Origin of the sequence: Nocardia sp. MH4 (assembly GCF_019266065.1) — a bacterium.
GTDB lineage: Bacteria > Actinomycetota > Actinomycetes > Mycobacteriales > Mycobacteriaceae > Nocardia > Nocardia canadensis.
This window is the reverse complement of record NZ_LPNR01000124.1, coordinates 72,087-95,151: the sequence shown is the minus strand read 5'-3', so window position 1 is coordinate 95,151 and position 23,065 is coordinate 72,087. Positions and strand designations below refer to the sequence as shown.

The 23,065-nt window shown below is 67.7% G+C and carries 24 protein-coding genes, 3 tRNA genes and 1 pseudogene; 20 read left to right on the top strand and 8 right to left on the bottom strand.

What is annotated here, in order from left to right; genetic code table 11:
- The first annotated feature begins 43 nt into the window (after positions 1-43).
- Both ATM97_RS28530 and ATM97_RS28525 read left to right on the top strand, forming a co-directional pair.
- Positions 44-1,177, top strand: coding sequence for a DNA cytosine methyltransferase (locus tag ATM97_RS28530; protein ID WP_218721344.1), 1,134 nt, complete (start codon positions 44-46; stop codon positions 1,175-1,177).
- Positions 1,174-1,653 (top strand): very short patch repair endonuclease, encoded by a 480-nt coding sequence (locus tag ATM97_RS28525; RefSeq protein ID WP_218721283.1) that lies wholly within the window; start codon positions 1,174-1,176, stop codon positions 1,651-1,653. Before ATM97_RS28530 ends, ATM97_RS28525 begins: the two co-directional genes overlap by 4 nt.
- Positions 1,654-1,664: 11 nt before the next feature.
- On the opposite strand, the gene ATM97_RS34635 is transcribed toward ATM97_RS28525, so the two are convergent.
- A complete protein-coding gene (locus ATM97_RS34635; protein WP_255588566.1) occupies positions 1,665-1,793 on the bottom strand; it encodes a hypothetical protein in 129 nt (42 codons plus the stop codon).
- A gap of 143 nt (positions 1,794-1,936) precedes the next feature.
- Here ATM97_RS34635 and ATM97_RS28520 point away from each other — a divergent pair, with 143 nt between their 5' ends.
- Complete coding sequence (locus tag ATM97_RS28520) at positions 1,937-2,626, top strand: DUF998 domain-containing protein (RefSeq protein WP_218721282.1); 690 nt, start codon at positions 1,937-1,939, stop codon at positions 2,624-2,626.
- On the opposite strand, the gene ATM97_RS28515 is transcribed toward ATM97_RS28520, so the two are convergent.
- Positions 2,619-4,199 carry an esterase-like activity of phytase family protein gene (locus tag ATM97_RS28515; RefSeq protein WP_218721281.1) on the bottom strand — a complete coding sequence of 527 codons (1,581 nt, stop codon included), beginning with the start codon at positions 4,197-4,199 and terminating at the stop codon, positions 2,619-2,621. The two genes, ATM97_RS28520 and ATM97_RS28515, sit on opposite strands and share 8 nt — an antisense overlap.
- Before the next feature lie 85 nt (positions 4,200-4,284).
- Between ATM97_RS28515 and ATM97_RS28510 the strand changes: the two genes are divergently transcribed.
- The 7 genes and pseudogenes from ATM97_RS28510 to ATM97_RS34630 all read left to right on the top strand — a co-directional run.
- On the top strand, positions 4,285-4,680 hold the full coding sequence (locus ATM97_RS28510) for a RidA family protein (protein WP_218721280.1): 396 nt from the start codon (positions 4,285-4,287) through the stop codon (positions 4,678-4,680).
- Between the two features lie 143 nt (positions 4,681-4,823).
- Positions 4,824-5,549 (top strand): maleylpyruvate isomerase family mycothiol-dependent enzyme, encoded by a 726-nt coding sequence (locus ATM97_RS28505; RefSeq protein WP_218721279.1) that lies wholly within the window; start codon positions 4,824-4,826, stop codon positions 5,547-5,549.
- A 561-nt stretch (positions 5,550-6,110) separates the two neighbouring features.
- Positions 6,111-6,944 (top strand): hypothetical protein, encoded by an 834-nt coding sequence (locus tag ATM97_RS28500; RefSeq protein ID WP_218721278.1) that lies wholly within the window; start codon positions 6,111-6,113, stop codon positions 6,942-6,944.
- A 252-nt stretch (positions 6,945-7,196) separates the two neighbouring features.
- The gene (locus ATM97_RS28495; RefSeq protein ID WP_218721277.1) at positions 7,197-7,922 is read left to right on the top strand and encodes a hypothetical protein; all 726 of its coding nucleotides are present in this window, start codon (positions 7,197-7,199) and stop codon (positions 7,920-7,922) included.
- Positions 7,923-8,259: 337 nt separating this feature from the next.
- Positions 8,260-8,736: a DUF4160 domain-containing protein gene (locus ATM97_RS28490; protein ID WP_218721276.1), complete on the top strand. Its 477-nt coding sequence runs from the start codon at positions 8,260-8,262 to the stop codon at positions 8,734-8,736.
- Between the two features lie 27 nt (positions 8,737-8,763).
- A complete protein-coding gene (locus ATM97_RS28485) occupies positions 8,764-9,447 on the top strand; it encodes a hypothetical protein (RefSeq protein WP_218721275.1) in 684 nt (227 codons plus the stop codon).
- Positions 9,448-10,153: 706 nt separating this feature from the next.
- Positions 10,154-10,666 (top strand): annotated as a pseudogene (locus ATM97_RS34630) (tyrosine-type recombinase/integrase); the annotation flags it as partial.
- Positions 10,667-10,764: 98 nt separating this feature from the next.
- Here ATM97_RS34630 and ATM97_RS28475 read toward each other — a convergent pair.
- The 3 genes from ATM97_RS28475 to ATM97_RS28465 all read right to left on the bottom strand — a co-directional run bounded on the left by ATM97_RS28475 (position 10,765) and on the right by ATM97_RS28465 (position 11,790).
- A tRNA-Arg gene (locus ATM97_RS28475) sits at positions 10,765-10,837 on the bottom strand.
- Between the two features lie 32 nt (positions 10,838-10,869).
- A tRNA-Ser gene (locus ATM97_RS28470) sits at positions 10,870-10,959 on the bottom strand.
- A 93-nt stretch (positions 10,960-11,052) separates the two neighbouring features.
- Complete coding sequence (locus tag ATM97_RS28465) at positions 11,053-11,790, bottom strand: dienelactone hydrolase family protein (protein WP_218721273.1); 738 nt, start codon at positions 11,788-11,790, stop codon at positions 11,053-11,055.
- A gap of 89 nt (positions 11,791-11,879) precedes the next feature.
- On the opposite strand from ATM97_RS28465, the gene hisC reads away from it, so the two are divergent.
- From hisC to ATM97_RS28445, 4 genes are all read left to right on the top strand, one after another.
- Positions 11,880-12,956, top strand: coding sequence for a histidinol-phosphate transaminase (gene hisC / locus ATM97_RS28460; RefSeq protein ID WP_218721272.1), 1,077 nt, complete (start codon positions 11,880-11,882; stop codon positions 12,954-12,956).
- Between the two features lie 262 nt (positions 12,957-13,218).
- The gene (locus tag ATM97_RS28455; RefSeq protein ID WP_218721271.1) at positions 13,219-14,394 is read left to right on the top strand and encodes a nitric oxide synthase oxygenase; all 1,176 of its coding nucleotides are present in this window, start codon (positions 13,219-13,221) and stop codon (positions 14,392-14,394) included.
- Positions 14,395-14,592: 198 nt separating this feature from the next.
- Positions 14,593-14,724, top strand: a complete 132-nt coding sequence (locus ATM97_RS28450; RefSeq protein ID WP_218721270.1) for a PRC-barrel domain-containing protein — start codon at positions 14,593-14,595, stop codon at positions 14,722-14,724.
- A gap of 32 nt (positions 14,725-14,756) precedes the next feature.
- Positions 14,757-15,122 (top strand): YsnF/AvaK domain-containing protein, encoded by a 366-nt coding sequence (locus ATM97_RS28445; RefSeq protein ID WP_218721269.1) that lies wholly within the window; start codon positions 14,757-14,759, stop codon positions 15,120-15,122.
- A 147-nt stretch (positions 15,123-15,269) separates the two neighbouring features.
- On the opposite strand, the gene ATM97_RS28440 is transcribed toward ATM97_RS28445, so the two are convergent.
- Positions 15,270-16,142, bottom strand: coding sequence for a VOC family protein (locus ATM97_RS28440; RefSeq protein WP_218721268.1), 873 nt, complete (start codon positions 16,140-16,142; stop codon positions 15,270-15,272).
- An 83-nt stretch (positions 16,143-16,225) separates the two neighbouring features.
- Between ATM97_RS28440 and ATM97_RS28435 the strand changes: the two genes are divergently transcribed.
- Together ATM97_RS28435 and ATM97_RS28430 are read left to right on the top strand one after the other, a co-directional pair.
- The gene (locus ATM97_RS28435; RefSeq protein WP_218721267.1) at positions 16,226-17,176 is read left to right on the top strand and encodes an Lrp/AsnC family transcriptional regulator; all 951 of its coding nucleotides are present in this window, start codon (positions 16,226-16,228) and stop codon (positions 17,174-17,176) included.
- Positions 17,177-17,277: 101 nt separating this feature from the next.
- Complete coding sequence (locus ATM97_RS28430; RefSeq protein ID WP_218721266.1) at positions 17,278-17,649, top strand: nuclear transport factor 2 family protein; 372 nt, start codon at positions 17,278-17,280, stop codon at positions 17,647-17,649.
- Positions 17,650-17,990: 341 nt separating this feature from the next.
- On the opposite strand, the gene ATM97_RS28425 is transcribed toward ATM97_RS28430, so the two are convergent.
- A tRNA-Ser gene (locus ATM97_RS28425) sits at positions 17,991-18,078 on the bottom strand.
- A 75-nt stretch (positions 18,079-18,153) separates the two neighbouring features.
- On the opposite strand from ATM97_RS28425, the gene ATM97_RS28420 reads away from it, so the two are divergent.
- Positions 18,154-19,155, top strand: a complete 1,002-nt coding sequence (locus ATM97_RS28420; protein ID WP_218721265.1) for an NAD(P)H-quinone oxidoreductase — start codon at positions 18,154-18,156, stop codon at positions 19,153-19,155.
- Positions 19,156-19,158: 3 nt separating this feature from the next.
- Here ATM97_RS28420 and ATM97_RS28415 read toward each other — a convergent pair whose 3' ends face one another.
- Positions 19,159-20,361 carry a cysteine desulfurase-like protein gene (locus ATM97_RS28415; RefSeq protein WP_218721264.1) on the bottom strand — a complete coding sequence of 401 codons (1,203 nt, stop codon included), beginning with the start codon at positions 20,359-20,361 and terminating at the stop codon, positions 19,159-19,161.
- 86 nt (positions 20,362-20,447) lie between these two features.
- On the opposite strand from ATM97_RS28415, the gene ATM97_RS28410 reads away from it, so the two are divergent.
- From ATM97_RS28410 to ATM97_RS28400, 3 genes are all read left to right on the top strand, one after another.
- Positions 20,448-21,035, top strand: a complete 588-nt coding sequence (locus ATM97_RS28410) for a bacterial proteasome activator family protein (protein WP_218721263.1) — start codon at positions 20,448-20,450, stop codon at positions 21,033-21,035.
- A 319-nt stretch (positions 21,036-21,354) separates the two neighbouring features.
- Complete coding sequence (locus ATM97_RS28405) at positions 21,355-22,182, top strand: ABC transporter permease (protein WP_218721343.1); 828 nt, start codon at positions 21,355-21,357, stop codon at positions 22,180-22,182.
- 12 nt (positions 22,183-22,194) lie between these two features.
- Positions 22,195-23,037 carry an ABC transporter ATP-binding protein gene (locus ATM97_RS28400; RefSeq protein ID WP_218721262.1) on the top strand — a complete coding sequence of 281 codons (843 nt, stop codon included), beginning with the start codon at positions 22,195-22,197 and terminating at the stop codon, positions 23,035-23,037.
- Positions 23,038-23,065: the final 28 nt, after the last annotated feature.

Genomic DNA, 23,065 nt, shown 5'->3' with positions numbered 1-23,065 from the left:
TTGGACGGCGAGCCCGCCAGACACAGGAGGGTCGTTGACGCGGATGGTCGGGCTGTTCGCCGGGATCGGCGGGCTCGAACTCGGCCTCGGCAGCAACGGCTGGTCGACCGAGTTGCTCTGTGAGATCGATCCCGGCGCGCAGGGCGTGCTCGCGGCTCGCTTCCCCGACACTCCCCTGCACGGCGACATCACCCGGCTGCGCTCCCTGCCCGCCCGAACCGAACTGGTCGCCGCGGGCTTCCCGTGTCAGGACCTGTCCCAGGCCGGTCGCACCGCGGGCATCACCGGTCGCCGATCCGGGCTGGTCGACGAGGTGTTCCGGCTGGTCCGGCGGCAACGCGGACCGCGCTGGCTGCTGATCGAGAACGTCCCGTTCATGCTGCAACTCGGCCGGGGCGCGGCGATGCGGCACATCACCGGCGCACTGGAGGAACTCGGCTACACGTGGGCCTATCGCGTCGTAGACGGCCGTGCCTTCGGGCTGCCGCAGCGGCGCCAGCGGGTGCTGATGCTGGCTTCGCGCACCGAGGACCCGCGCGAGGTGCTGTTCGGCGACGACGCGGGCCCGCGCGAGTACGGCGACCCCGAGCGCGATCCGTGCGGCTTCTACTGGACCGAGGGCGTGCGCGGCCTCGGCTGGGCGGTGAACGCCGTGCCGACGCTCAAGGGCGGGTCGGGTCTGGGGATAGCGAGTCCGCCCGCGGTGCGGCTGCCCGCAGGCGAGATCGTCACGCCGGGCATCGTCGACGGCGAGCGGTTGCAGGGTTTCGACGCCGACTGGACCGCGCCCGCGCTCGACGTGCCCGGGGTGCGGCAGGGGCATCGCTGGAAGCTGGTGGGCAACGCGGTCAGCGTGCGGATGGCCAACTGGGTCGGTGAGCGGTTGGCCGCGCCGTCGGAGCCGCTGACCGTGGGGGAACCGCTGCGGCCGGGCTCACCGTGGCCGACCGCGGCGTGGGGCCGCGCCGGCGTCGTGCACCGGGTTCCGCTGTCGACGTGGCCGGTGCACGAACCGTACGAGGATCTGAAGAATTTCCTCGCCGAACCCCGGCTGTTGTCGCCACGCGCCACGGCCGGTTTCCTGCGCCGTACCGAGATGGGCAATCTGCGCTTCCCGCCGGGTTTCCTCGACGATGTGCGCGATCACCTCGACCGCATGGGCGGCTGGGCGGCATGACCGGGCGGCACGCGCGACGTGGGGACGTGCCCGCCGCGCCGCCGCCTGCCGCGAAACCGGTCACCGACGCGGCGACCAGCGCCCGCATGTCTCGCCAGCGACGTGCGAATACCGCACCGGAACTGGCCCTCCGTCGTGAACTGCATCGCGCGGGCCTGCGCTATTTCGTCGACCGCGCGCCCATCAAAGGCCAGCGCCGGCGCGCCGATGTGGTGTTCCCGCGCCTGCGAGTCGCCGTCTACGTGGACGGCTGCTTCTGGCATCGATGTCCGGTGCACGCGACCGATCCGAAGAACAACGCCCAGTGGTGGGCCGACAAATTGGCGGGCAATGTGGCGCGTGACCGGGCCACCGACGCCGCGCTGCGGGCAGCGGGCTGGCAGGTCGTGCGGGTGTGGGAACACGAGGATCCGCATCTCGCCGCCCAGCAGATCTTTGCCCTGATACGCGAGCGATCACCTCGCTCGCAGCGGTAGACGCGACCGGGTCAGCGGCGGCGCGGGTCGCTGTGCACGCGCACCCGGACCAGCGATCGCGGCGCGTTGGCGGCGGCGAAACCGGAGACAGCCATCGCCAGGACCATGGCAAAACCTGCCAGCGCTATCACGTAGCTCATCGAAATCCTCCTGGTTGGTTACGCCACCCACCCTGCCCGGTGAACCTGACAACAACCTGTGCGCGCTGTGATGAAACCACGTGCGCGGCGGGCGACGCGCCCGATCGGGTGGATGAACCGGACGCTCCGCCGGGGGCAGCACAATGGTCGATGTGCCCGAATCCACCCGGATACCCCGCGGCTACCCCCTGCTGATCGCCCTCGCGATCGCGGTCGCCGGCCTCTGCTATTCGTCCTGGGTGCTGGAGTTCGTCCTGCCGATCGAGGCCGATTCGGTCAACTCCTTCCTCAGCGAACTCGACGCGGAGGGCAAGCCCTACCGGGAGGTGTTCGCCACCGCGGACAAGCTGGTCGGCCTGCTGCTGATCCCGGCCGCGATCGGCGGCCTGCTGGTCTTTCGCCGACGCACGCTCACCACCGTCGGGTGGGTGGCCCTGCTGTGCTTCGGCGCGTCGACCATCGCCGACGCCATGCTCCCGCTGCGCGATTGCGACCCGTCGGTCAGCACGTGCGGCGGCAACAGCGAGCTGTTCCCACAGCTGCACCAGCCGCACGCGCTGACCAGTTCCCTGGCGGTCACCTCGATCGCGGTGGCGGCGTTCGCCTTCAGCGCCGCCGCCTACCGCTATCACCGCTGGCGGATCCTGCGCGAGTTCGGTGTGGTCGTGCTCGTCGTGGGGTCGGCGGCGACCGTCTGGATGTTGATCGCCGACAACCTGTCCGGCTCCTACGCTCTCGGCATCGCCCAGCGCATCCAGGTCGGGTCGATGTCGCTGTGGCTGCTGGCGCTGGCCGCCGCCGTGCTCGTGGAGGGGCGCGAGTGGACTAGTTGACCGAGATCCGCACCGTGTAGCCGCCCACGTCGGCGGGCAGCTTGGTGGTGTCGACCGCGAGCACCTCGCCGGTGTCCTGCAGCCCGTTGGGCAACGTCTTGGGCTTCAGCCCGAACGGCGGCTGCTCGCCCTGGCTCGCGGCCAACCCGAAATCGCTGTCGTTGGCGATGTAGATCGTCTTGCCGCCGTCGGTGGTGGCGATGCCCTCGATCTTGTCGTGGCCGAAGAACCGGCCCCGCTCGTCGAGTCCGGCGACCAGCGCCGACAGGTCCAGGTTGCGCTGCTTGGCGACCGGGGTGATGCCCGCCTTGGTCAGCGCGGCCACCGCGTCCGTGGTCGGCACGACGCCGACGAGCGTCTCCAACGGCTTGCCGTCGACCAGCAGGCCGCCCTTGGCCGCGTCGTAGGTCGCGCCGGGCACGCTCGACTGCGGGCCGACATCGGTGGCACCGGCGATATCGATGGTCCAGATCTTCTTGTTCGACTGGGGCGCGAGGTTGCCGTCACGCTCGTCGACGAGGAAGGTGGTCGCGCTCAGCGCGGTGATCTCCGAGACCGCGACCTTGTTCTGCTTCGGGTTCTCCAGCGGGTACAGGAATTCCTTCTGCGCCTTGGTCTTCAGGTCGACGGTGACGATCCGCGCGAACGGCACCTCCTTGGCCGAACCGCTCAGACCCGGGGTGTTGAGCGCGCTCTGCACGACGCCGACGAGGGTGCTGCCGTCGGGCGTGATGGTCAGGCCCTCCATGCCCTGGTTGGGCGTGCGCAAGGCGATCTCCTCGGGAAGCCCGCTCCCGGGCGCGAGCCGCTCGATCTCGGTGCCCTCGGCATCGAAATGCACCAGGAACGGGCCGTACTCGTCGGACACCCAGAAGGTGCCGTCGGCCAGTGCGACCAGGCCCTCGGGGTCGAGGCCGTGATCGGTGGGAGGCAGGACGGTGCCCTGGAGATCCTTGATGGTCTCGCCAGTTGTGGCCGAGGTGTCGACCTGACCGTTGAACGGCGCGCCCGACTTGCTGCGCAGCTCGATGCTCGACTGGAGCACCGCCCGGTTGTCGACCAGCTTGAACCGGCCGATCTTGGGCACGAATGCCGGGGTGGGCGAGAGCTTTTCGTTCTTGGCCGGGCCGTCCACATTGGGACCGCGGTCGGTCAGGCCGTAGAACTCGTCGGCGCTGCCCGGCACCGGAGTCCACGCCGAACCGAATCCGCTGCCCTGCACCGTGGTGCCGCCGAACTCGCCGAGCACCGGGATGTCGGTGGTGTACAGCCGCACCGCGTCGCTGGTGGTGACCTTGAACTGGTCGAGTCCGCGGTAGCCGGCGACCGGGGTGTAGACGTAGGACCCGTCGGTGCGGCGGGTCAGGCTGCCGTGCTCGGGCTCCAGGTCGACGCCGAGGACCGCGCTCTTGCCCGACTTGGCGACCAACTCGTCGAGCGAGATGACCAGCGTCTGGTCCCGGTCCACGGAGAAGTCGGCGTCGGCGCCGGGCGTCGAGCAGCCCGTGGCGACGGCGGCGGCGCACAGCGCGGCGGTGAGCGGGAGGAGGCGGAAAACTGGACGCGCGTTCATCTGCCATGCGTACCGCGTCGAGCCGACCGGCAGCCGACCGACAAATGAATTGTGATCCACCCTGCGGTGGATCATTCTGGCTGCCATGACCACAACTCGGGTGAACATCGCTTCCGCCTCCGATTTCGAAGATGTCGTGGGGTACTCGCGGGCCGTGCGTGTCGGTGACCATGTGGTGGTGAGCGGAACGACCGCCGCCGTCCCCGGTGGTGGCGCCGTCGGCGGCGACGACATCGGCGCGCAGACCACCGAGGTCCTCGCCCGTATCGCCACCGCGCTGGAACAGGCGGGCGCGAGTTTGCGGGATGTGGTGCGCACCCGCATCTTCGTCACCGACATCTCCCGCTGGTCCGAAGTCGCCGCCGCGCACTCGGCCGTCTTCGACACCATCCGCCCCGCCGCCTCGATGTACCAGGTGACCGGCTTGATCGCTCCCGAGCTCCTGGTAGAGATCGAGGCCGACGCGATCGTTGCCGGCTGAATCGTCACACGCGCCGCTGCTCCGCCGTCGCCGTCGAGCCCGAAAACTCCCCAGTTGTCCACAGGTTCACGGTTATCCACAGGGGGCGCCGACACCGCGGTGAACGGCGGTGCGCACGGACCAGGGCAACTACGCTCGACCGGGTGACCAGCGAAACGGCTACTCCCACCGACCTGCTCACCCAGGTCGCCGCCTCCACCGCCCGCTTCGACGCGGCGATCGGCGCGCTCACCGATACCCAGCTGAGCGAACCGTCCCGGCTGCCGGGCTGGACGCGCGGGCACGTCGTCGCGCACATGGCGCGCAATGCCGACAGCCTGCTGAACCTGCTGCTGTGGGCACGCACCGGCATCGAGATCCCCCAGTACGCCAGCGCCGCGCTCCGCGACGCCGACATCGAGGCGGGCGCACCGCGCCACCTGGCCGTCCAGCACGCCGACTTCACCGCCTCGGCGCACCGCTGGCAAGCGGTGGCCACCACGATGCCCGCCGCGGACTGGCAGGCGGTCGTGCGCAACCGGCAGGGCGGCTCGCTCACCGCCGCCCAGATTCCGTGGATGCGCCTGCGCGAGACCGAGATCCATCACGTCGACCTCGGCGTCGACTACACCCCCGCCGACTGGCCCGCGTCCTTCGTGGCCCGCCTGCTCCCGGAAGCCATCGCCGACGTCTCCGCCAACCTGCGCCCGGAGGCAACCCCCACCTTCGACATCCAGGCCACCGACACCGACTTCATCGCCACCGTCGGCCCCGGCCGCCCGCACCACACCGTCCTCGGCCCGTCCTCGGCCCTGCTCGCCTGGCTCCTCGGCCGCTCCCCCGGCCACGACCTCACCGGCCCGCTGCCCCCGCTGCCCGCGTGGAAGTAGCCGACCCGGCCGAGCATGAGAAAAGGCCCCCAGCGAATACTGAGAGCCTTTTCTTGTTGCGCCCGAAGGGATTCGAACCCCTAACCTCTTGATACTTTCCCGCGTATGCGCCGATCCGCAGCGGTTCGCCTGTTCTGCTGTTGCGCAACACTTTACAGGCCCCAAGCCGAACAGCTGTCCTCGTCCGTCCGCGCTTGTCCGGGGGCGTTTGTAAGGGGAAAGTAACGAACGCTCACAGCGGCCGCCAGTTCCGCCCGAACGGACACCGCCTCGGGGGCCAGGCGCGTACTCGTCACGCGATGCACTGCCCGGTGACTCGGCGGACATCATCACGTCCACACCTGCCTGGCCTTCGGTGCAACCACCTACACTCCGCCAGCGCACAACGACTGCGAGCACTGAGTCGACCGTCCTTGCAGCGCCGGGGAAGAGCCTGCTCGACTTGTCCTGCAACATACGCGATCAATACGGCGATCATTCGGGTGAGGACAGGATGCATTGTCGGTGGTGTCGTCCATGCCGGGAGTGCCATGCCGAGCGAACTAGAGATGAGGACTCAAGGTGACCGACGACTATCGCCACCCAAAGTGTTACGCCAATTTGCATGGCGGCTGCTCATCCAAGATATCGGGTGAACATTTCGTATCCCACAGCCTAATAAAACTGTATACGTTCGATGATCCAGAGATCAAAATTCTTCATGACCACGGTTTCGGAATTCCGCACCCCGTTAGCCCCAAGAATTTTGTTGCGAACGTGCTATGCACTACGCACAACAACTTCCTAAGTCCAGCAGATAAAGCTGCACTAAATTTCGCAACCTTTCTCCGAAAAATTGCAATTCAATACCTTAATGGAAATGGCGAGTGGGGGGACGGTGAAGCCATCGAAGTGTCAGGCGACGATTTTCAGAGGTGGGTTCTGAAGCTGCTAGCCACGCATGCTGCCGCCTCTGCCTTCGCCAGCCATGGCTCAAAGGTTGTCAGCCCAATAACCGACGAAGCCGTCCACCTTCTGCTCGACAAGGCGGCATGGCCAAAGACTTGGGGGCTATGCGTCGCTAAAGAACCAGGCAACTCCTACCTGAAATTTGATCCCTTCACCGACATAGCTTCGGTGACCACAAATTGGTGGTCAGCCCATCCATTTTTTAGAAATTGCGACACGGCCCTGTGTGGCGGCGTTGTAGAACTTGCAGGTGTGGGCTTCGGGTTGACCCTGTTCAATCAAGGTAGGGAGTCGAAGGAGTTTGATAACCTCGACAATCCGATCCGCGGATCACTACAGCGTCCCGCATATATGGAGTGGGAACTAAACGGAGTCAAAAAGCGGATAACCTTCACTTGGGTTGACGATTGGCACCCCTTCGGAGTCACGTACACAATGGTCCGTTAGGCGCGCTCTCGGCAGAATCCGAACCTGCGACACCCGCTTTAGGAGAGCGTACTACCGCTGTCCGCCCTGGTAACGGTTTCGGTGTGCATCGTTGGTGACGGTGGTGCCACCTGGGAAGATGTGATTTCTTACGTTGGTGCGTGATGGCTTCGGCTGGTGCTGCTGCGTACGAACTGCGTACGAGAGCGGTGGGACGGACACTCGCTGCTTTCGTCCTGGAATCACTGTGCCAGACGGAGAGGCGATCGTATCGTGACTGTGAAGGCTTGGCTCGCCGGTGATGCTCCCAGTTTGAGCGCCCTAGCAAGCCGCTTGTCGACGGGTGACGTGCGCATAGTGCAGGACGGTGACGGCTTTTACCTCGCCGCCGCAGAGCTCGATGCTTGCCCCGACCTTCACTCATTCAGGGAGGTCGCCACCCGAGTTCTGGCGCGAGTAAATGGTGTGGCTCGGGCGGTCGACTCAAACTATCGCCCGGTCAACCTCGCTGGCCGCTACAACGACGGCAAGGACGCAGTTGTCACGGTCGATGCCGCGTTCGAGATGAGGTTCACGATGACGGCCGTGGTTGTCGTGCGCGACGCTAACGGGCGCGAAGTGCCGCCTCCGCCCCCAGCTGAGCCGGTCTATGTGCAGGTGGCTGCGTCCGTTCCAGACCTAGCTGAAGCACTCGACATGATGGGCAAGCCTGGGTTGCTCGGGTGGGGCGAGATGTACAAGGTGTTCGAGATCGTGACGCACCACGTACCGGAGGGGGTCCGCCGGAAAGACTTGGGAATCAGCAGGGCGGACGAGACCCGATTTACCTCATCGGCGAACCATCCTGGTGCAACCGGTGAGCATCGAGACGGACGGCATGCCCGCCCTCTCCGCCCGGAGCTGAAAGTGAGATGGTCCCAAGATGACGCGCGGCAGTTCATCTCCAAGCTCGTCTTGGCGTGGCTGTCGTATGAAGCCGCACGGCGACACGGCAACTAAGCTGTCGGTCTTGGCCCTGGGCCGGGCTGGCGCATGAAGGGGGCTGGCTTGGGAAGCAGGCGAATAGGCGGGAATGACGGTCTGACGTGCGCTGGCGGTTGCGCGTGGGGTACCCAGATTTACCGCCTTTGCCCCTGGCTCGGGGCACGAACGGGGCACGAGGGCAGACGCTCCTAGCGATGATCGGATGTTCCAAACGGGCTAACGGGTGGCCTGATCCCTTCGCTTGCGCGCCGGTGGGGCCCGCGCCTGAGACGGGGACGGGTCAGTAGGTGCACGGGCTTAGACGCCGTTCACTCTGGTGCAGCGCTGAGTCTTTGACTGTATGTTGTGCGCGATGAAAGACGACGATCTCACGCCATATGAGCGGGCGCGCCGGAACCTCGCTACTGCCCGCGGCTGGGAGCTGGCCGAGTCCGAAAGTCGCCTAGAAGCTGAAGATGTTCTTAGCCGACTCGTGAACATCGCGTTGTACGAATTCGGCGAGAACAAACATGACTGGCCAATGGCGCTCGACTCGCAGGGATTCATCACCGCCTTGGTCGCGGAGGGGAGGATGTTCGATGGTGGGATCAGCGTCCATGTGTGGCCGAACGATCATCCGCCGCCTCATGTCCACATCTTGAAGAAGTCTGCGCCGGACAGCCAGAACGTAAAGATCAACCTCGAGACCGGCGAATCTGTGGGTGACCTGCCACCCTGGGTGGATCGGAAGCAGCTGAGGAATATCAAGGCGCTCGTCGTCGAGCACCACCAACTTCTCGCGGGCTGGTGGACGAAGAACCATGGTGGTTCTGTCGTCCTCCTCACCTAAGGTTGCACAGAGAGTCTGGAGGCAACGATGACCGAGCAGTCTGTGCGAAGTCGCACGGCGACATGGATTCGCGCACGGGGTGTTTGGTTCTGGTCGGTGTGCGGCGTGGTCGCGGTGACAGTAGCGCTTCTGGCGGGAACGAAGTTCACGATGGACCGGGTAAAGGACGCGGACTGGTACGCGGGTATTGGCCAATGGGTGGGAGGAATTGGTAGCTTCGTCGCAGCCGTGATTGCGCTCTGGATCGCGACCTCCGACCGGCGCCGGGCTGATCAGCTGCGTGCAAAAGAACGCGCAGAGCAAGCTGCCGATTTCGCTCGTGAGGCAGCCTTGGTACGGATCGAGGCTCGGCAGTTGGCACCCGCAGTCCGGATCAGGCCAGGAGACACGCGGGCTGGCGTGTCGGTGCGAAATCGGCGCAGGTCACGCTTGTTCGAGATCGAGATTGTTCGGGTCGTCCAGGAGGGCCAGGAGGTCGCCGTCCCAGAGCTGGATCGACAGTTCGGTATCTACGAACCTGGCGAAGAGCCAAGAGCCGAGGTCATCGACGCGCTGCCGATTCAGGTGCTGAAGCCTGACGAGGTTCTGACGATGTTCCCAAAGGACTGGGACGCCGTTCCGGCCGACTACGTTGCAGTGCGTTATACCGATGAGTCTGGCGTGCGATGGGAAGTCGACACAGATGGTGGTCTGGCACGAAAAGTCGAGTGACGGTGTGCCGTTTGCCAACCTCTCCCAACCCTGTGTGTGACAGTTCATGACCTTGGCCCTGGTCTGGGTTGGCCTGCGCATGGAGGGGGCTGGCTACCCGCCTGCCCCGTAGGGCCTGCCCTTCGTGCGCAGAGGCTCGCGGGTCAAGGGTGGCGATAGCCATCACGTAGTGACGCCGCAGGCGCCCTTGACGCGTGAGTGGCGCGCGAACACAATGCAGGCCGACCCAGACCAGGGCCACGCGGCCAACAGTCGCGATAACCACCGACCTCCCCGCGGCTTTCGTTCAGCAATTCACTCGCACCTGGTGAGCGGCATGGTGATCAGGCAGAGAAGCCGAGCATCCTTGCCTACCGGATCGCACGTGGTGACCTGGTAGGCAGGTCCGGCAGGCTGGTCCTTGGAGGCAAGCGAGCGGAGCTCGTGCGGCAGCACCGTATGGGAGTCGGTGCGCTGGTGGCCGTCGATCGGGGCAGTTGCCGGCCGATTCGTGCTCGGGAATTCCGTTCAGCAATTCCGATCGGGACCGTGGTCGGTCCTCGTCATCGGCTTGGGTGGATGCTGTCTGAGCTGTCGGGAGTCCGGGCCGCCTGCTGATAGCGCGTGCACGCCGTCGACGTGCCGACGCGCCGGGGCGGTGAGGTACGAGCAAGACCCGTTGCGCGTCGTAGCGCGGCGGCGGCGCGCACGCGCCGCCGCAGGCGCCTCGACGGGATGCCGGCCGAATGAGGTGCTGTCGTTGCGCTGGTCGGACGTTGATCTGCTGGCCGACCCGCCGACATTCACCGTCGCCGGGACCATCGTGGACCACGGCCGCGCCGAGGGGAAGGCGCTGCACCGCCAGGATCATCGCAAGGGAAACGCACCGGATCACACCGTCGTGCTGCCCAAGCTGGCGGTTGAAGCACTCACCTCGTTGTTCAGCGAGGCGGTGACCGAGGACGGGCCGGTGTTCAGCAATCGTGATGGCGGGTGGATGAGTCTCGGAAACCTGCGTCGGTCATTGCGGGCGGCGTTGCCCGAAGAACTCGCGTGGGTGACCCCCTACAGCTTCCGCCGCACGGTGGCGACCGTCGTTCGGAACGAGCTCGGCGCGACCCAGGCTCAGGCGCAGTTGTCCCACGCCCAGCTGGCTACGACCGAGCGGCACTACCTCGAGCGCCAGACCCAGGGGCCGGACGTCCGTAGCACCCTCGACCGCTTCGCGGACGGAAAGTAAGGGCTCGTTTGTACGGGGAAAGTAAGTGATCATGCCCGGATTGTCCGGAAACGAAACCCGCCTCCTACCGGCTGACGCTGGTAGGAGGCGGATTGTTGTGCGCCCGAAGGGATTCGAACCCCTAACCTCTTGATCCGTAGTCAAGTGCTCTATCCGTTGAGCTACGGGCGCATGGTCTTCAGTTGTACCCGGCGAACCGGGTGTGGCGGAGGCGAGAGGATTTGAACCTCCGGTCCCCGTGAAGGGACAACTCATTAGCAGTGAGTCCCATTCGGCCGCTCTGGCACGCCTCCTGGAGCCTTCTCTTTCGAGGGCACCGGTCCTTGTCGAACCGCCGGGAATGAAGATTACACGAGCAGTTCATGTAGTCCAAAACGCCTGGTCAACTACCGTAAGTTGCTGTCGAACCAGTCGTAGATCCGGGTCTGGGAATCGATCCGAATGGCGTTGGCCGCGTCGTCGTCCGGATCGGGGCGGTCGGCGCGGTGACTGAGGCCGGGATAGGTGATGGTGAGACTGGCCACATTCGCTCGGGCGGCCTCGTCGCGGAGCCGCTCGACGGCGTCGGGCGGGGTGGCCGGATCGTCGGCGCCGAACAGGCCGAGCCACGGCGCCTGCAACGCGGCGGCGATGTCGACCAGGGCGGTGTCCTGATCCGGGAGCGGCTCGGTGATGCCGGGGGCACCCACGCTCACCGCGGCGCCGATCGGACGGTTGGTGGCGACGAGGAAGGCGGCGGTGCCCGCGGTGTCGAAGCCCAGCACGCCGATGGTGTCGGGGAAGACGCCGCGGCGAGTGAGCCAGTCGAAGCCGGCGTCGAAGTCGTCGAAGAGCTCGTCGCCGAAGACCTCGGTGACCTGGTCGTCGGCGATCCGGTCGAAAAGGTGCGGCGCGACGACGATCCAGCCATCGAAGGCCAGCGACCGCATCAGGTCCAGCAGCTGGGGCGAGAACTCCCGGGATTCGTGCAGGACCACGATGCCGCCGCGGGCGACTCGCTCGGGCTCGACCACGGTGATGGGCACAGCCGTCCGCGTGGCGACGGCTGCCGTTTCGGCGCCACCCGCCACGGCGGTGAGCTCCACCGACCTGAGTGGGGCGACATCGTCGTAGGTCCCCGACATAAACCCAGCGTAGGCGGCGAAACAGCGGTTGGGTAGAGCTGATCGGCGGCGGCGCGCACCGATATGACGCGTCACCGTAGGGTGGAGGCGTGACAGCGCACATCCGGCCCGACCTCGCCACCATCCCGGCCTACGTTCCCGGCCGTAACCACCCCGATACGGTGAAGCTCGCGTCGAACGAGACGACCTTCGGGCCGCTGCCGAGCGCGGCGAAGGCGATCGCGGAATCGGCCGAGCAGGCCAACCGGTACCCGGACAACCAGGTCACCGAGCTGCGAGCCGCCCTGGCGGACTTCCTCGGCGTCACGGTCGCGAATGTGGCGGTCGGCTGCGGCAGCGTCGCGCTGTGCCAGGAACTCGTGCAGATCACCTGTGGCGCGCCGACCGACGAGGTGGTCTTCGCTTGGCGCTCGTTCGAGGCGTACCCGATCGTCACCCAGGTGGGCAACGCCACCGCGGTGCCGGTGCCGCTGGCCGAGGGCCACCTGCACGACCTGGACGCGATGGCCGACGCGGTCACCGAACGCACCAAGCTGATCTTCGTCTGCAACCCGAACAATCCCACCGGCACCGCGCACGGACGCGCCGAGCTGGAGCGGTTCCTGGACCGGGTGCCCGCGCACGTGCTCGTCGTGCTGGACGAGGCCTACTACGAGTACCTCCGGCTGACCCCCGAGACCCGTCCCGACGGCGTCGAGATCGGCCGCACCCGACCGAATGTCGTGGTGCTGCGCACCTTCTCGAAGGCCTACGGCCTGGCGGGCCTGCGGGTCGGCTACGCCGTCGGTGATCCCGAGGTGATCACCGCCCTGCTGAAGGTGCACATCCCGTTCAGCGTGAACCGGGTGGCGCAGGCGGCCGCGATCGCCTCGCTGGAAGCCCGTGGCGAGTTGCTCGACCGGACCGACGTGCTGGTCGCCCAGCGCCACCAGGTGCGCGACGCGCTGCTGGCGGCCGGCTACCAGGTGCCGTCGAGCGAGGCCAACTTCGTGTGGCTGCCACTGGGCGAGCGCACCACCGCCTTCGCCGAGGCCAGCGCGGCCGCCGGCGTGCTGGTGCGGCCGTTCGCCGGGGACGGCGTGCGGGTCACGATCGGCGACCCGCACGAGAACGAGCAATTCCTCGCGTTCGCCACCGCACCGGAGACCGCCGCCCGATTCCGTTAGGTCAGCACACCGTCAGCATGCCTTGACGCCAGTCGTGGTGGGATTACCGCGATTTCGAGCACACCGCCAGCACACCGGTCGTAGGCTGGCTCGCAGCGAATCTCGGTGTTCGAACAGGACGACTATGCATGCGGCGACGCTCGACCGATTACCTGGTCGGCGCGCGCCACCGGTCGAGCAGCGTGTTCTCGGCGGGCGAATACCCCGCATCCCGGGTACGCCCGCACGGCCCTGCACCCTGCTGCCCGACCGGAGATGTACCGTGAACCAACGTTCTCGCCCTGCTGTCTGCGAAAAAGGCTCCACCCCAGTCACTTCGGCCGGTGACACCGTCGTCGCCGCACCGCCTGCCACCGACCTCGAGCGTCGGCTACGCGAATGCGACGAGTTCTTCCGCAATCCCGAACTGGGTCATCTACCCACCCAGCGCCGGCTCGGCGCGCTCGCCGAACTGCGCGAAACCGGCACCTATCGGCAGACCGCCGAGGAGATCCTGATCGGCGCCAAACTGGCGTGGCGCAATCACGCGCGCTGTGTCGGGCGCAAGCATTGGCGGTCGCTCAAACTGCTGGACGCGCGCCGAGTTACTTCCGCGCGAGAGCTTTCCGAGGCTTGCTGGCAGCATCTGCGCCTGGCCACCAACGGCGGTGCGATCCAGTCGATGATCACAGTCGGCCCGCAGCTCGAGCCCGGCGGTGGGGAGTACCGCATCGTGAGCTCGCAGCTGATCCGTTACGCGGGCTATCCCAACGGCGACGGCACCGTCACCGGCGATCCGGCCAACATCGCCGCCACCGAGCAGGCGATGGCGCTGGGCTGGCGCGGCGCGCGCACCCCGTTCGACGTGCTGCCCGTGCTCATCAGCACGCCCGACGAGGACCTGCAGTACTTCGATGTGCCGCGCGAGCTGGTCCGCGAGGTCGATCTGGTTCACCCCGACTACCCGTGGTTCGCCACCCTCGGGCTGAAATGGCATGCGCTACCGGCGGTGTCGAACATGGACCTCGAGGTAGGCGGCATCACCTACCCGTTCGCCCCGTTCAACGGCTGGTACGTCGGCACCGAGATCGGCGCGCGCAACCTCAGCGACACCGATCGCTACAACATGTTGCCGCTGATCGCCGACATGATGGAGCTCGACACCTCCTCGGTGCGCACGCTGTGGCGCGACAAGGCGCTGATCGAGCTGAATCACGCGGTACTGCACAGCTTCCGGACCTCGGGCGTGCACATGGTCGACCACCACACCGTCGCCAAACAGTTCTGTGATCACGTCCAGCGCGAGGAGGCGGCGGGCCGACGCTGCCCCACCGACTGGAGCTGGATCAACCCGCCGATCTCCTCGGGCCTGACCCCCACCTTCCATCGCTATTACGACGAACCCGACATGGACATCCGTCCCAACTTCGTCAAGCGGGAGCGGCCGGGCGAACGCTAGCGACGCTCGTGCGCCGAACGCCGATGCCGCCTCGACCGGGGGTTGTTTGCCGAAGATCGACTCGGGTATTTGCTTCGAAGTAGCTGATCTGGCTACGCCGGATGCTGCGAAAGAGCGATCACGACAACCCAGCGGAGCCGCCCGCCGACCCGATGCGGCCGGAATCGGGCGACCTCCGCGTCAGGTAGGAGGATCATCATGAGCAGAGCGACATTGGATTCGTTGATCGGCGCCACCGCGTACGACGAGCGGGGCGAGAAGATCGGCAAGGTCAAGCATGGGATACCTACGGCCGCCAGCAGATTCGTGCGGGCGACGAGGAGCCGCTGACCCACGGCAACCCCGGGATCGGCGGTGAGTCGATGATCCGCTCGGAGGAACAGCTCCGGGTGGATACCGAGCGCGAGACCGTCGGCACCGCCCGGCTGCGCAAGTACGTGGTCACCGAGGAACAGAACGTGCGCGTCCCGACGAGTCACGAGGAAGTCCGCGTCGAGCGCGAACCGATCACCGATCGGGGCGAGCGCGGGGTCGAGATCGGTGACGACGAGCGTGAGGTGACCCTGCACGCCGACCGGGTGCGGGTGGAGACCGAAGCCGTCCCGGTGGAACGGGTCCGGCTGGCGGTCGACGAGGTCGAGGACGAGCAGACCGTGTCCGGCACCGTTCGCAAGGAACGCGTGGACACCGAGGGCTTCGACGACGATCCGCCGCGCACCGCGCGCTGACCTGGGTGCCAACCAGCTCGCGGCCGCCCGCTCCGGTGGGCGGCCGCGAGTCGTTCACCGGGCTGTTCCGCACCGACTCGGCCACGACTTCGTCGCCCGCCCCGCTGGTCCGTGTGGAAGACGAGCTCAACAGCAGAGGGTGGCTCCTCAGGCGGTGAAGAAGAGGCAGGCGCCGTAGGCGTCCGTGGCGGAGACGACGAAGCCGTCGGCGGTCGGGCTGGTCGGGGTGCCCGCGTCGTCGACGAGGTCGCGGGCCGCGACGACGTCGTCGACGCGGATGGTCAGGGCGGCCGGGTAGGAGGCGGCGGGCGCCGGTTCGCCGGGCAGGAGTTCGTCCGCGTCGCTCGCCCGGACGAATTCGAGCCGCGCGGGCCCGACGGAGAACATGGTCAGCGGGCCCTCCTGGTCGGGCACGCGGTCCAGGACGCGCCGATAGCGGTCGACGACGGTGGCGAAGGCGGCGTCGTCGACGACACACAGCGCCGAGCCGAGGCCGCGGGCGCCGTTCGGGTGCCGCAGATAGCGCGGTTGGTGGACGTAGTCGCGGGTCAGGTGCTGGGCGACGCCGAGGTAGGTCTCGGGGGTCGCGCGCGGGTCGACGTGGACGGCGCGGGCCCGCAGGGTGCGTGGGCCGTCCAGGGTGTCGACCGGGCGTTCGAGGTCGAGGACCCCGGACGTGCGTAACCCGGCCTCGGTCAGGCGACGGTCGGCCTTCTCGGCGTCCGAGGTCTCCAGGTTGAGCAGGCGCAGCCCCTCGTACTCGTCGGCCATCGCCCTGGTGTGCCACGGGTCGGGCGCGGATTCGTCGACGATGCCGAGCAGCTCGAGATAGGAGTCGTCGAAGACCGCGCACAGGTTCGCGGTGCAGCCGGCGACCGGCGACTCCCCCGGCCCGGCGGCGAGCAGGTGGCGCGAGCGCGGAGTGAGGGTGAAGCCGAGCGAACGGTAGCGGCGCTCGAGGCCGTCGAGATCGCGGGTGAGGATGCCGACGTGGTGGATGCCGTCGATGTCTGCTGTCATGCGTCGATCGTGGGTCCGGCCGGGGGCGATGTCGCCGATCCGCGCCCGCTGCGCCGGAATCCGACACGACCTACGCTGATCTGGTGGATTCGGTCAGGCTCGACGCGGTCGATCTGGGGCTGCTGCACGCCTTGCAGGTCGACGGCCGGGCTTCGTTCCGCCGGATCGGCGAGGTGCTCGATGTCGCCGACCGGACGGTGGCGCGGCGGTTCGCGCGGCTGCGCGCCCACGGGCTGGCGCGGGTCACCGGCATCGCCGCCACCGGCCTGGTCGGCCACGCCGAGTGGCTGGTCCGGATCCGGGTGCGGCCCGGCGGCGCGGACGCGCTGGCGCGAGCACTCGCCCGCAGGCCGGACACCTCGTGGGTGAGCGTGCTCGCCGGCGGTGCCGAGATCAGCAGCTTCTTCCATGTCGGCGCCGACGCCACGGTGCCGCTGGACGCGCTGGCCAGGCATCCGCAAGTCGAGTCGGTCCAGGTGCAGCGGCTGCTGCGGCATCTGACCGATCGGCGCTGGCAGGGCCGGACGTCGGCGCTGACATCCGAGCAGGTCAGCGCACTGGCACCGGCGCTGGCCGAGCGGCCGGACACGATCACGATGACCGAACTCGATCGGCGCCTGCTGCCCGCCCTCGCCGTCGACGGCCGCGCCGACTACGCGCGGCTGGCGCGCGCGGTCGACTGGTCGGAGTCCGCGGTCCGGCGCCGGGTGGACGAGCTGCGCAGGCAGCGCGTGCTGCGCTTCGATGTGGAGATCGATGCGGCGGTGCTCGGTTTCCCGGTGCAGACGGCACTGTGGCTGACGGTCGCGCCCGCCCGGCTCGTGGCCGTCGCGCGGGCCCTGTCGGCGCATCCGGAGGCCGCGTTCGTGGGTGGGACCACCGGGACCGCGAACCTGATCGCGATCGTGGTGTGCCGCGACGCCGACACCCTGTTCGACTACCTCACCGAGCGGCTCGGCGCGCTCGACGGGATCGAACGCGTCGAGCCGGTGCCGATCACGGCCATCGCCAAACGGGCCGCTCCGGTCGGCTGATCTCGGGGCGTTCCGCAGGCCGGTCCGCGGGCGTAATGTGCTGGATTACGGGCCGAATCGCCCTGGTCCGGCTCGTTGGGCGACGAGCGAGGGAGACCGAGATGAGCACCGCATCCAGTTCGGGATTCGATGCCGAAGCACTGCGCCGTGGCATCGAAGGCCGCGACGCGACCACATTGCTGGCACTGTACGGCGACGACGCCGAGATCCGGATGGTCGACCACAACGACCAGCCCAGCCATCCCCGTGTGCTGCACGGACGTTCGGCGATCAGCGAGATGTTCGCCGACGTGTGCTCGCGGGAGATGACCCACAAACTGGAAAGCGTCCTGATGGACGGCGACCACGTCGCCTTCGTCGAATCCTGCCGCTACCCCGACGGAACCCGGGTCCTGGTCCACTCGATGGCCGACATCCGCGACGGCCGCATCGTCGACCAGACGTCCATCCAGGCCTGGGACGAGGCCGGCTGAATTCGGCCCGGGTCGTCAACGACCCGATTCGAGGATCGGCCGTTCGACGATCGCGTGCGCGGCGCCGATCGGATGAGCTGCTCGTCCACGTCATCGCGGATCGCGGCCGTGGACAGCAGCACGGTCCCGCGCGCGCGTTCGGCGATCATGGCGACGACGAACTCCGCGGTCGCCGCCGAGAGCATCGGCCGACCGTGACGTGACCGATCGCCCCGATCACCAGGACTGTGCTGTTGTCGACCGTGCGCCCGACAGTAGGGATGGGCCGATGCGGTTCCACGTCCTGTGCGACCGGATCGGCGGCGTCAGCGAGAAGAACAGGCGGTGCCCACCAACCGGATTGGCGGAGACGGAGGGATTTGAACCCCCGGTCGCTCTCGCGACGCTCGCTTTCAAGGCGAGTGCATTCGGCCGCTCTGCCACGTCTCCCTAGAGTGAGATCGTAGCGGACGCGCGGCGCGCGTCCGGTGTCCGGCCGAGGTCGCGGAGAGGTGGAACCACCCCATGCAGGCAATCGAGTTGAACGGGTTCGGCGGGCCGGAGGTGCTGGAGTGGACCGTCACGGTCGATCCGGAGCCGGGGCCCGGCGAGGTGTTGATCGAGGTCATCGCGGCCGGGGTGAATCGGGCCGATGTGTTGCAGCGGCGGGGGTTCTATCCGCCGCCCGCCGACGCGAGTTCGGTGCCGGGGCTGGAGTGTTCGGGGACGATCGTCGCGCTCGGGGAGGGCGTGCGGGAGTGGCGGATCGGGGATCGGGTGTGCGCGCTGCTGTCCGGTGGCGGCTATGCCGAACTGGTCGCGGTGCCTGCCACCCAGCTGTTGCCGATTCCGGACGGGCTCGATCCGGTGGCGGCGGCGGGGTTGCCCGAGGTGGCGACGACGGTGTGGTCGAACCTGGTGATGACGGCCGGGCTGCGGTCCGGGCAGCTGGTGCTGATCCACGGTGGCGGCGGCGGGATCGGGACGCACGCGATCCAGGTGGCCCGCAGCCTCGGGGCGCGGGTGGCGGTGACGGCGGGCTCGGCCGAGAAGCTGGCCAAGTGCGCCGAGCTGGGGGCCGAGCTGCTGATCGATTACAAGACGCAGGACTTCGTCGCGGTGGTCGCGGCCGAGCCGTCGCAGGCCGGTGGTTCCGGCGCCGACATCATCCTCGACAACATGGGCGCGCTGTACCTGGAACGCAATGTGGAGGCGCTGGCGGCGCACGGTCAGCTGGTGGTCATCGGGATGCAGGGCGGCGTGGCCGGGAAGCTGAATCTGGCCACGCTGCTGGGCAAGTGGGGCACGGTGCACGCGACGAACGTGCGCAACCGGCCACGCGTCGGCGCGGGCAGCAAGGCCGAGGTCGTCGCGGCGGTGCGCGAGCGGCTGTGGCCGCTGATCGCCGCGGGCGAGGTGGTGCCGGTGATCTCCGCCGAGCTGCCGATCACCGAGGCGGGCCGCGCGCACGAGCTGCTCGATTCGCCGGAGACCTTCGGCAAGATCGTGCTGCGCGTGCGCGACTGAGGACTATTCGAGCGCGCTGAGCGCGCGGCCGAGCTGGTCGATCTCGTAGCGGGTCGTGTAGGGCGCCAAGCCGATGGTGACGGCGCCGCCCTCGTCGTTGACCCCCAGCGCGTCGAGCAACCGGCTGCCGCCGTGCACGCCGCTGACCGTGCCGATCCGGTTGTCGGCCAGCTTTGCCGCCACCTTCTCCGCCTGCATCCCCGCCATGGTGAAACTGACGGTGGGGATGCGGGTGGAGGCACGGCCGATCACGGTGAGGTTGTCGACCTTGTCGAGCACCTGCATGAGGTGATCGAAGAGCTGGTCGTGATAGTCCTGCAGCGAGGTGATCGACATCTCGAGCCGTTCGCGCCGGGTGCCGCGCGCCCGCTCGTCGAGTCCGGCGAGGAAGTCGATCGACTCGGTGAGCCCGGCCAGCAGCGCGTACTGGTGGCCGCCGACCTCGAGCCGTTCAGCACCCTTGGCATAGGGGTTGAGCGACATCGACGGGATGCGATCGAGGAAGGCCGGATCGCGGAACACCAGCGCGCCCACCTGCGGGCCGCCCCACGACGGCGCGCTCAGCGCGACCACGTCGGCGTTGAGTTCGTCGATATCGATCAGGGCGTACGGAGCCGCGCCGAACGCGTCGGCGACCAGCAGGCCACCCACGTCGTGCACCCGGTCGGCGGCCACCCGAACCGCGGGCGCCGAGCCAACGATCGGGGACGCGGCGGTGAGCGCGACCAGCCGCGCGGTCGGGCCGATCAGCTCCTCGAACTGCCACGACGGCATCTCGCAGGTCTCGATCTCGACCTCGGCCCAGCGCACGTGCGCGCCGTAGCGGTTGGCGATGCGCAGCCACGGGGCCACATTGGCCTCGTCGTCGAGCCGGGACAGCACGATGCCGGTGCCGAGACCGAGCCGGGAACTCAGCGATTCCGCCAGCCAGGCCAGCAGCACCGCGCGATCGGGTCCGAGCACGACGCCGGCCGGATCTCCCCCGACCAGATCGGCGACCGCCTCACGCGCGGCGTCGAGGATCGCACCGCTGCGGGTCGCCGCACCGTGGCGGCCGATATGGGAAAACGAGGAGGTGCGGAAACCCGTTGACACGGCACGCGATACCGAATCCGGAACGAGCATCCCCGCCTGCGGGTCCAGGTGGATCCAGCCGTCGCCCAGGGACGGTATCAGGCCCCGAACCCTCGCGACGTCATAAGTCATGCCCGCCACTTTAAGGGCAGCGGGCGGTCCGGTGTAACCGCGTCGGGGTTTTAGCGCGAACCTGCCACACACGCAATGATGGGGATATGACGCACTCGGAGGATGTACCGGAATCCATCGTCGTGATCGGCCCCGACGGCCGTCCGCTCACCGTGCCCGCCGACCAGAACGGTGGCGCCACGTTCACCGGGCAGGTCGTCCCCGACGACGAGCAGAGCGCCACCGACGACGCCGATTCGGGTGAGTCGCTGGCCGACATGGTCGAGCAGCCCGCCAAGGTGATGCGCATCGGCACCATGATCAAACAGCTGCTCGAGGAGGTGCGGGCGGCTCCGCTCGACGACGCCAGCCGGTCGCGCCTCAAGGAGATCCACAAGTCCTCGGTCCGCGAGCTCGAGCAGGGCCTCGCGCCCGAACTGCGCGAGGAACTGGAGCGGCTGACCCTGCCGTTCACCGACGAGTCGGTGCCCTCCGACGCCGAGCTGCGGATCGCCCAGGCCCAGCTGGTCGGCTGGCTCGAGGGCCTGTTCCACGGCATCCAGACCGCGCTGTTCGCCCAGCAGATGGCCGCCCGCGCCCAGCTGGAACAGATGCGTCAGGGCGCCTTGCCGCCGGGCATGCACGCGGGTGATCCGAAGGCCGGTGGCCACGTGGGCGGCGGGCAGTACCTGTAGACCGTTGAAGTCACTCCCCTTCTCGACCGCCTCGATTCCGGACTGACGGAGCGAAGGAGCGCAGCGACTGAGCGGAGGAGGGAAGAATCGAGGCCGAGAGGCCGAGAACACCCGGCGCCAGCCGGAAAACAACACTGTAAGGTCGGGGACCGTGCCCGCAGCTGCCGCTCGTCCCGATTCGGTCTCCGACCAGAGTGACGCGCGTACCGAAGAGAGCCCCGTGCATTCCGACGACGATTCCCCGGTGACCGAGGCCGAACTGGCCGAGATCGCCGAAGCCGAGCACACCACGGATTCGCCCCTGCTGGTCGCGGAGCCGATGGTGTCGGACTCACAGACCTTCCAGCGCGCCTTCAAGGACATGCGAGACGGCTTCCATCAGCGCGAGCTGTGGCTGTCGCTGGGCTGGCAGGACATCAAGCAGCGGTACCGGCGATCGGTGCTCGGCCCGTTCTGGATCACCATCGCGACCGGCCTGCAGGCGCTGGCGATGGGTCTGCTGTATTCGACGCTGCTCGATCAGCCGATCAGCCAGTATCTGCCGTACGTGACGATCGGCCTGATCGTCTGGAACGTCATCAGCGCCTCGATCCTCGAGGGCTCGGATGTCTTCATCGCCAACGAGGGCCTGATCAAACAGCTGCCGTCGGCGCTGAGCGTGCACGTGTACCGGCTGGTCTGGCGGCAGTTCCTGTTCTTCATCCACAACGCCGCGATCTACGCGGTGCTGTTGGTCGCGTTCTCGCTCTGGCGTGACCTGAACTGGTCGGTGCTGCTGGCCGTGCCCGCGATCCTGCTGCTGTTCCTCAACGCCATGTGGGTGTCGATCGTGTTCGGCATCTTCTCCACCCGCTACCGCGACATCGCCCCGATCCTGGGCTCGATGACGCTGATGCTGTTCGTGCTGACCCCGGTCATGTGGTCGACCAAGGCGCTGGAGAACTCGGTCGGCGGGATGAGCGACCGCGCCAAGCTGATCGAGATCGTGCCCACCTTCCACTACCTGGAGATCGTGCGCGCGCCGCTGCTGGGCGAGCCGTCGGAATGGCACCACTGGGCGATCGTCGGCGCGATCACAGTGGTCGGCTGGATCGTCGCGATCCTGGCGCTCAAGCAGTACCGTGCCCGCGTCCCGTACTGGGTTTAGGAGCAGTCCCCGATGAGCCGTGTGAGTATCGAAACCCAGCAGGCGTGGGTCGAGTTCCCCATCTTCGACGCCAAGTCGCGGTCGCTGAAGAAGGCGTTCCTCGGTAAGGCGGGCGGCGCGATCGGGCGCAACAGTTCCGATGTGGTGGTCGTCGAGGCACTGCGCGACATCAACCTCTCGCTCAAGGAAGGCGACCGGGTCGGGCTGGTCGGCCACAACGGCGCGGGCAAGTCGACGCTGCTGCGGCTGCTGTCGGGGATCTACGAGCCCTCGCGCGGCAGCGCGCGCATCCGCGGCCGGGTGGCGCCGGTGTTCGACCTCGGCGTCGGCATGGATCCGGAGATCTCCGGCTACGAGAACATCATCATCCGCGGCCTGTTCCTCGGGCAGACCCGCAAACAGATGATGTCCAAGATCGACGAGATCGCCGATTTCACCGAGCTCGGCGAGTACCTGTCGATGCCGCTGCGCACCTACTCCACCGGCATGCGGGTCCGGCTGGCGATGGGTGTGGTGACGTCCATCGACCCCGAGATCCTGCTGCTGGACGAAGGCATCGGCGCGGTCGACGCGGAGTTCATGAAGAAGGCGCGCACGCGGCTGCAGTCGCTGGTCGCGCGCTCGGGCATTCTCGTCTTCGCCAGCCATTCCAACGAGTTCCTGGCCCAGCTGTGCGACACCGCGATGTGGGTCGACCACGGCCAGATCCGCCTGCACGGCGGCATCGAGGAAGTCGTGCGAGCGTACGAGGGTCCCGACGCGGGTAACCACGTGGCACAGGTGCTGCGTGAGCTGGAGACCGAGGGCGCATCCGGCGCGACGGGCGAGAAGGAACTGGAGCAGAACAAGGCATGAGCGGTCAGCGGCCGGAGGAGGAAGCGGA

Coding starts and splice junctions, on each gene's coding strand:
- ATM97_RS28530 (WP_218721344.1), top strand. CDS start 44: ATGGTCGGGCTGTTCGCCGGGATCGGCGGGCTCGAACTCGGCCTCGGC.
- ATM97_RS28525 (WP_218721283.1), top strand. CDS start 1,174: ATGACCGGGCGGCACGCGCGACGTGGGGACGTGCCCGCCGCGCCGCCG.
- ATM97_RS34635 (WP_255588566.1), bottom strand. CDS start 1,793: ATGAGCTACGTGATAGCGCTGGCAGGTTTTGCCATGGTCCTGGCGATG.
- ATM97_RS28520 (WP_218721282.1), top strand. CDS start 1,937: ATGGTCGATGTGCCCGAATCCACCCGGATACCCCGCGGCTACCCCCTG.
- ATM97_RS28515 (WP_218721281.1), bottom strand. CDS start 4,199: ATGAACGCGCGTCCAGTTTTCCGCCTCCTCCCGCTCACCGCCGCGCTG.
- ATM97_RS28510 (WP_218721280.1), top strand. CDS start 4,285: ATGACCACAACTCGGGTGAACATCGCTTCCGCCTCCGATTTCGAAGAT.
- ATM97_RS28490 (WP_218721276.1), top strand. CDS start 8,260: ATGAAAGACGACGATCTCACGCCATATGAGCGGGCGCGCCGGAACCTC.
- ATM97_RS28485 (WP_218721275.1), top strand. CDS start 8,764: ATGACCGAGCAGTCTGTGCGAAGTCGCACGGCGACATGGATTCGCGCA.
- ATM97_RS28465 (WP_218721273.1), bottom strand. CDS start 11,790: ATGTCGGGGACCTACGACGATGTCGCCCCACTCAGGTCGGTGGAGCTC.
- ATM97_RS28450 (WP_218721270.1), top strand. CDS start 14,593: ATGAGCAGAGCGACATTGGATTCGTTGATCGGCGCCACCGCGTACGAC.
- ATM97_RS28445 (WP_218721269.1), top strand. CDS start 14,757: ATGATCCGCTCGGAGGAACAGCTCCGGGTGGATACCGAGCGCGAGACC.
- ATM97_RS28440 (WP_218721268.1), bottom strand. CDS start 16,142: ATGACAGCAGACATCGACGGCATCCACCACGTCGGCATCCTCACCCGC.
- ATM97_RS28430 (WP_218721266.1), top strand. CDS start 17,278: ATGAGCACCGCATCCAGTTCGGGATTCGATGCCGAAGCACTGCGCCGT.
- ATM97_RS28420 (WP_218721265.1), top strand. CDS start 18,154: ATGCAGGCAATCGAGTTGAACGGGTTCGGCGGGCCGGAGGTGCTGGAG.
- ATM97_RS28415 (WP_218721264.1), bottom strand. CDS start 20,361: ATGACTTATGACGTCGCGAGGGTTCGGGGCCTGATACCGTCCCTGGGC.
- ATM97_RS28410 (WP_218721263.1), top strand. CDS start 20,448: ATGACGCACTCGGAGGATGTACCGGAATCCATCGTCGTGATCGGCCCC.
- ATM97_RS28405 (WP_218721343.1), top strand. CDS start 21,355: ATGGTGTCGGACTCACAGACCTTCCAGCGCGCCTTCAAGGACATGCGA.
- ATM97_RS28400 (WP_218721262.1), top strand. CDS start 22,195: ATGAGCCGTGTGAGTATCGAAACCCAGCAGGCGTGGGTCGAGTTCCCC.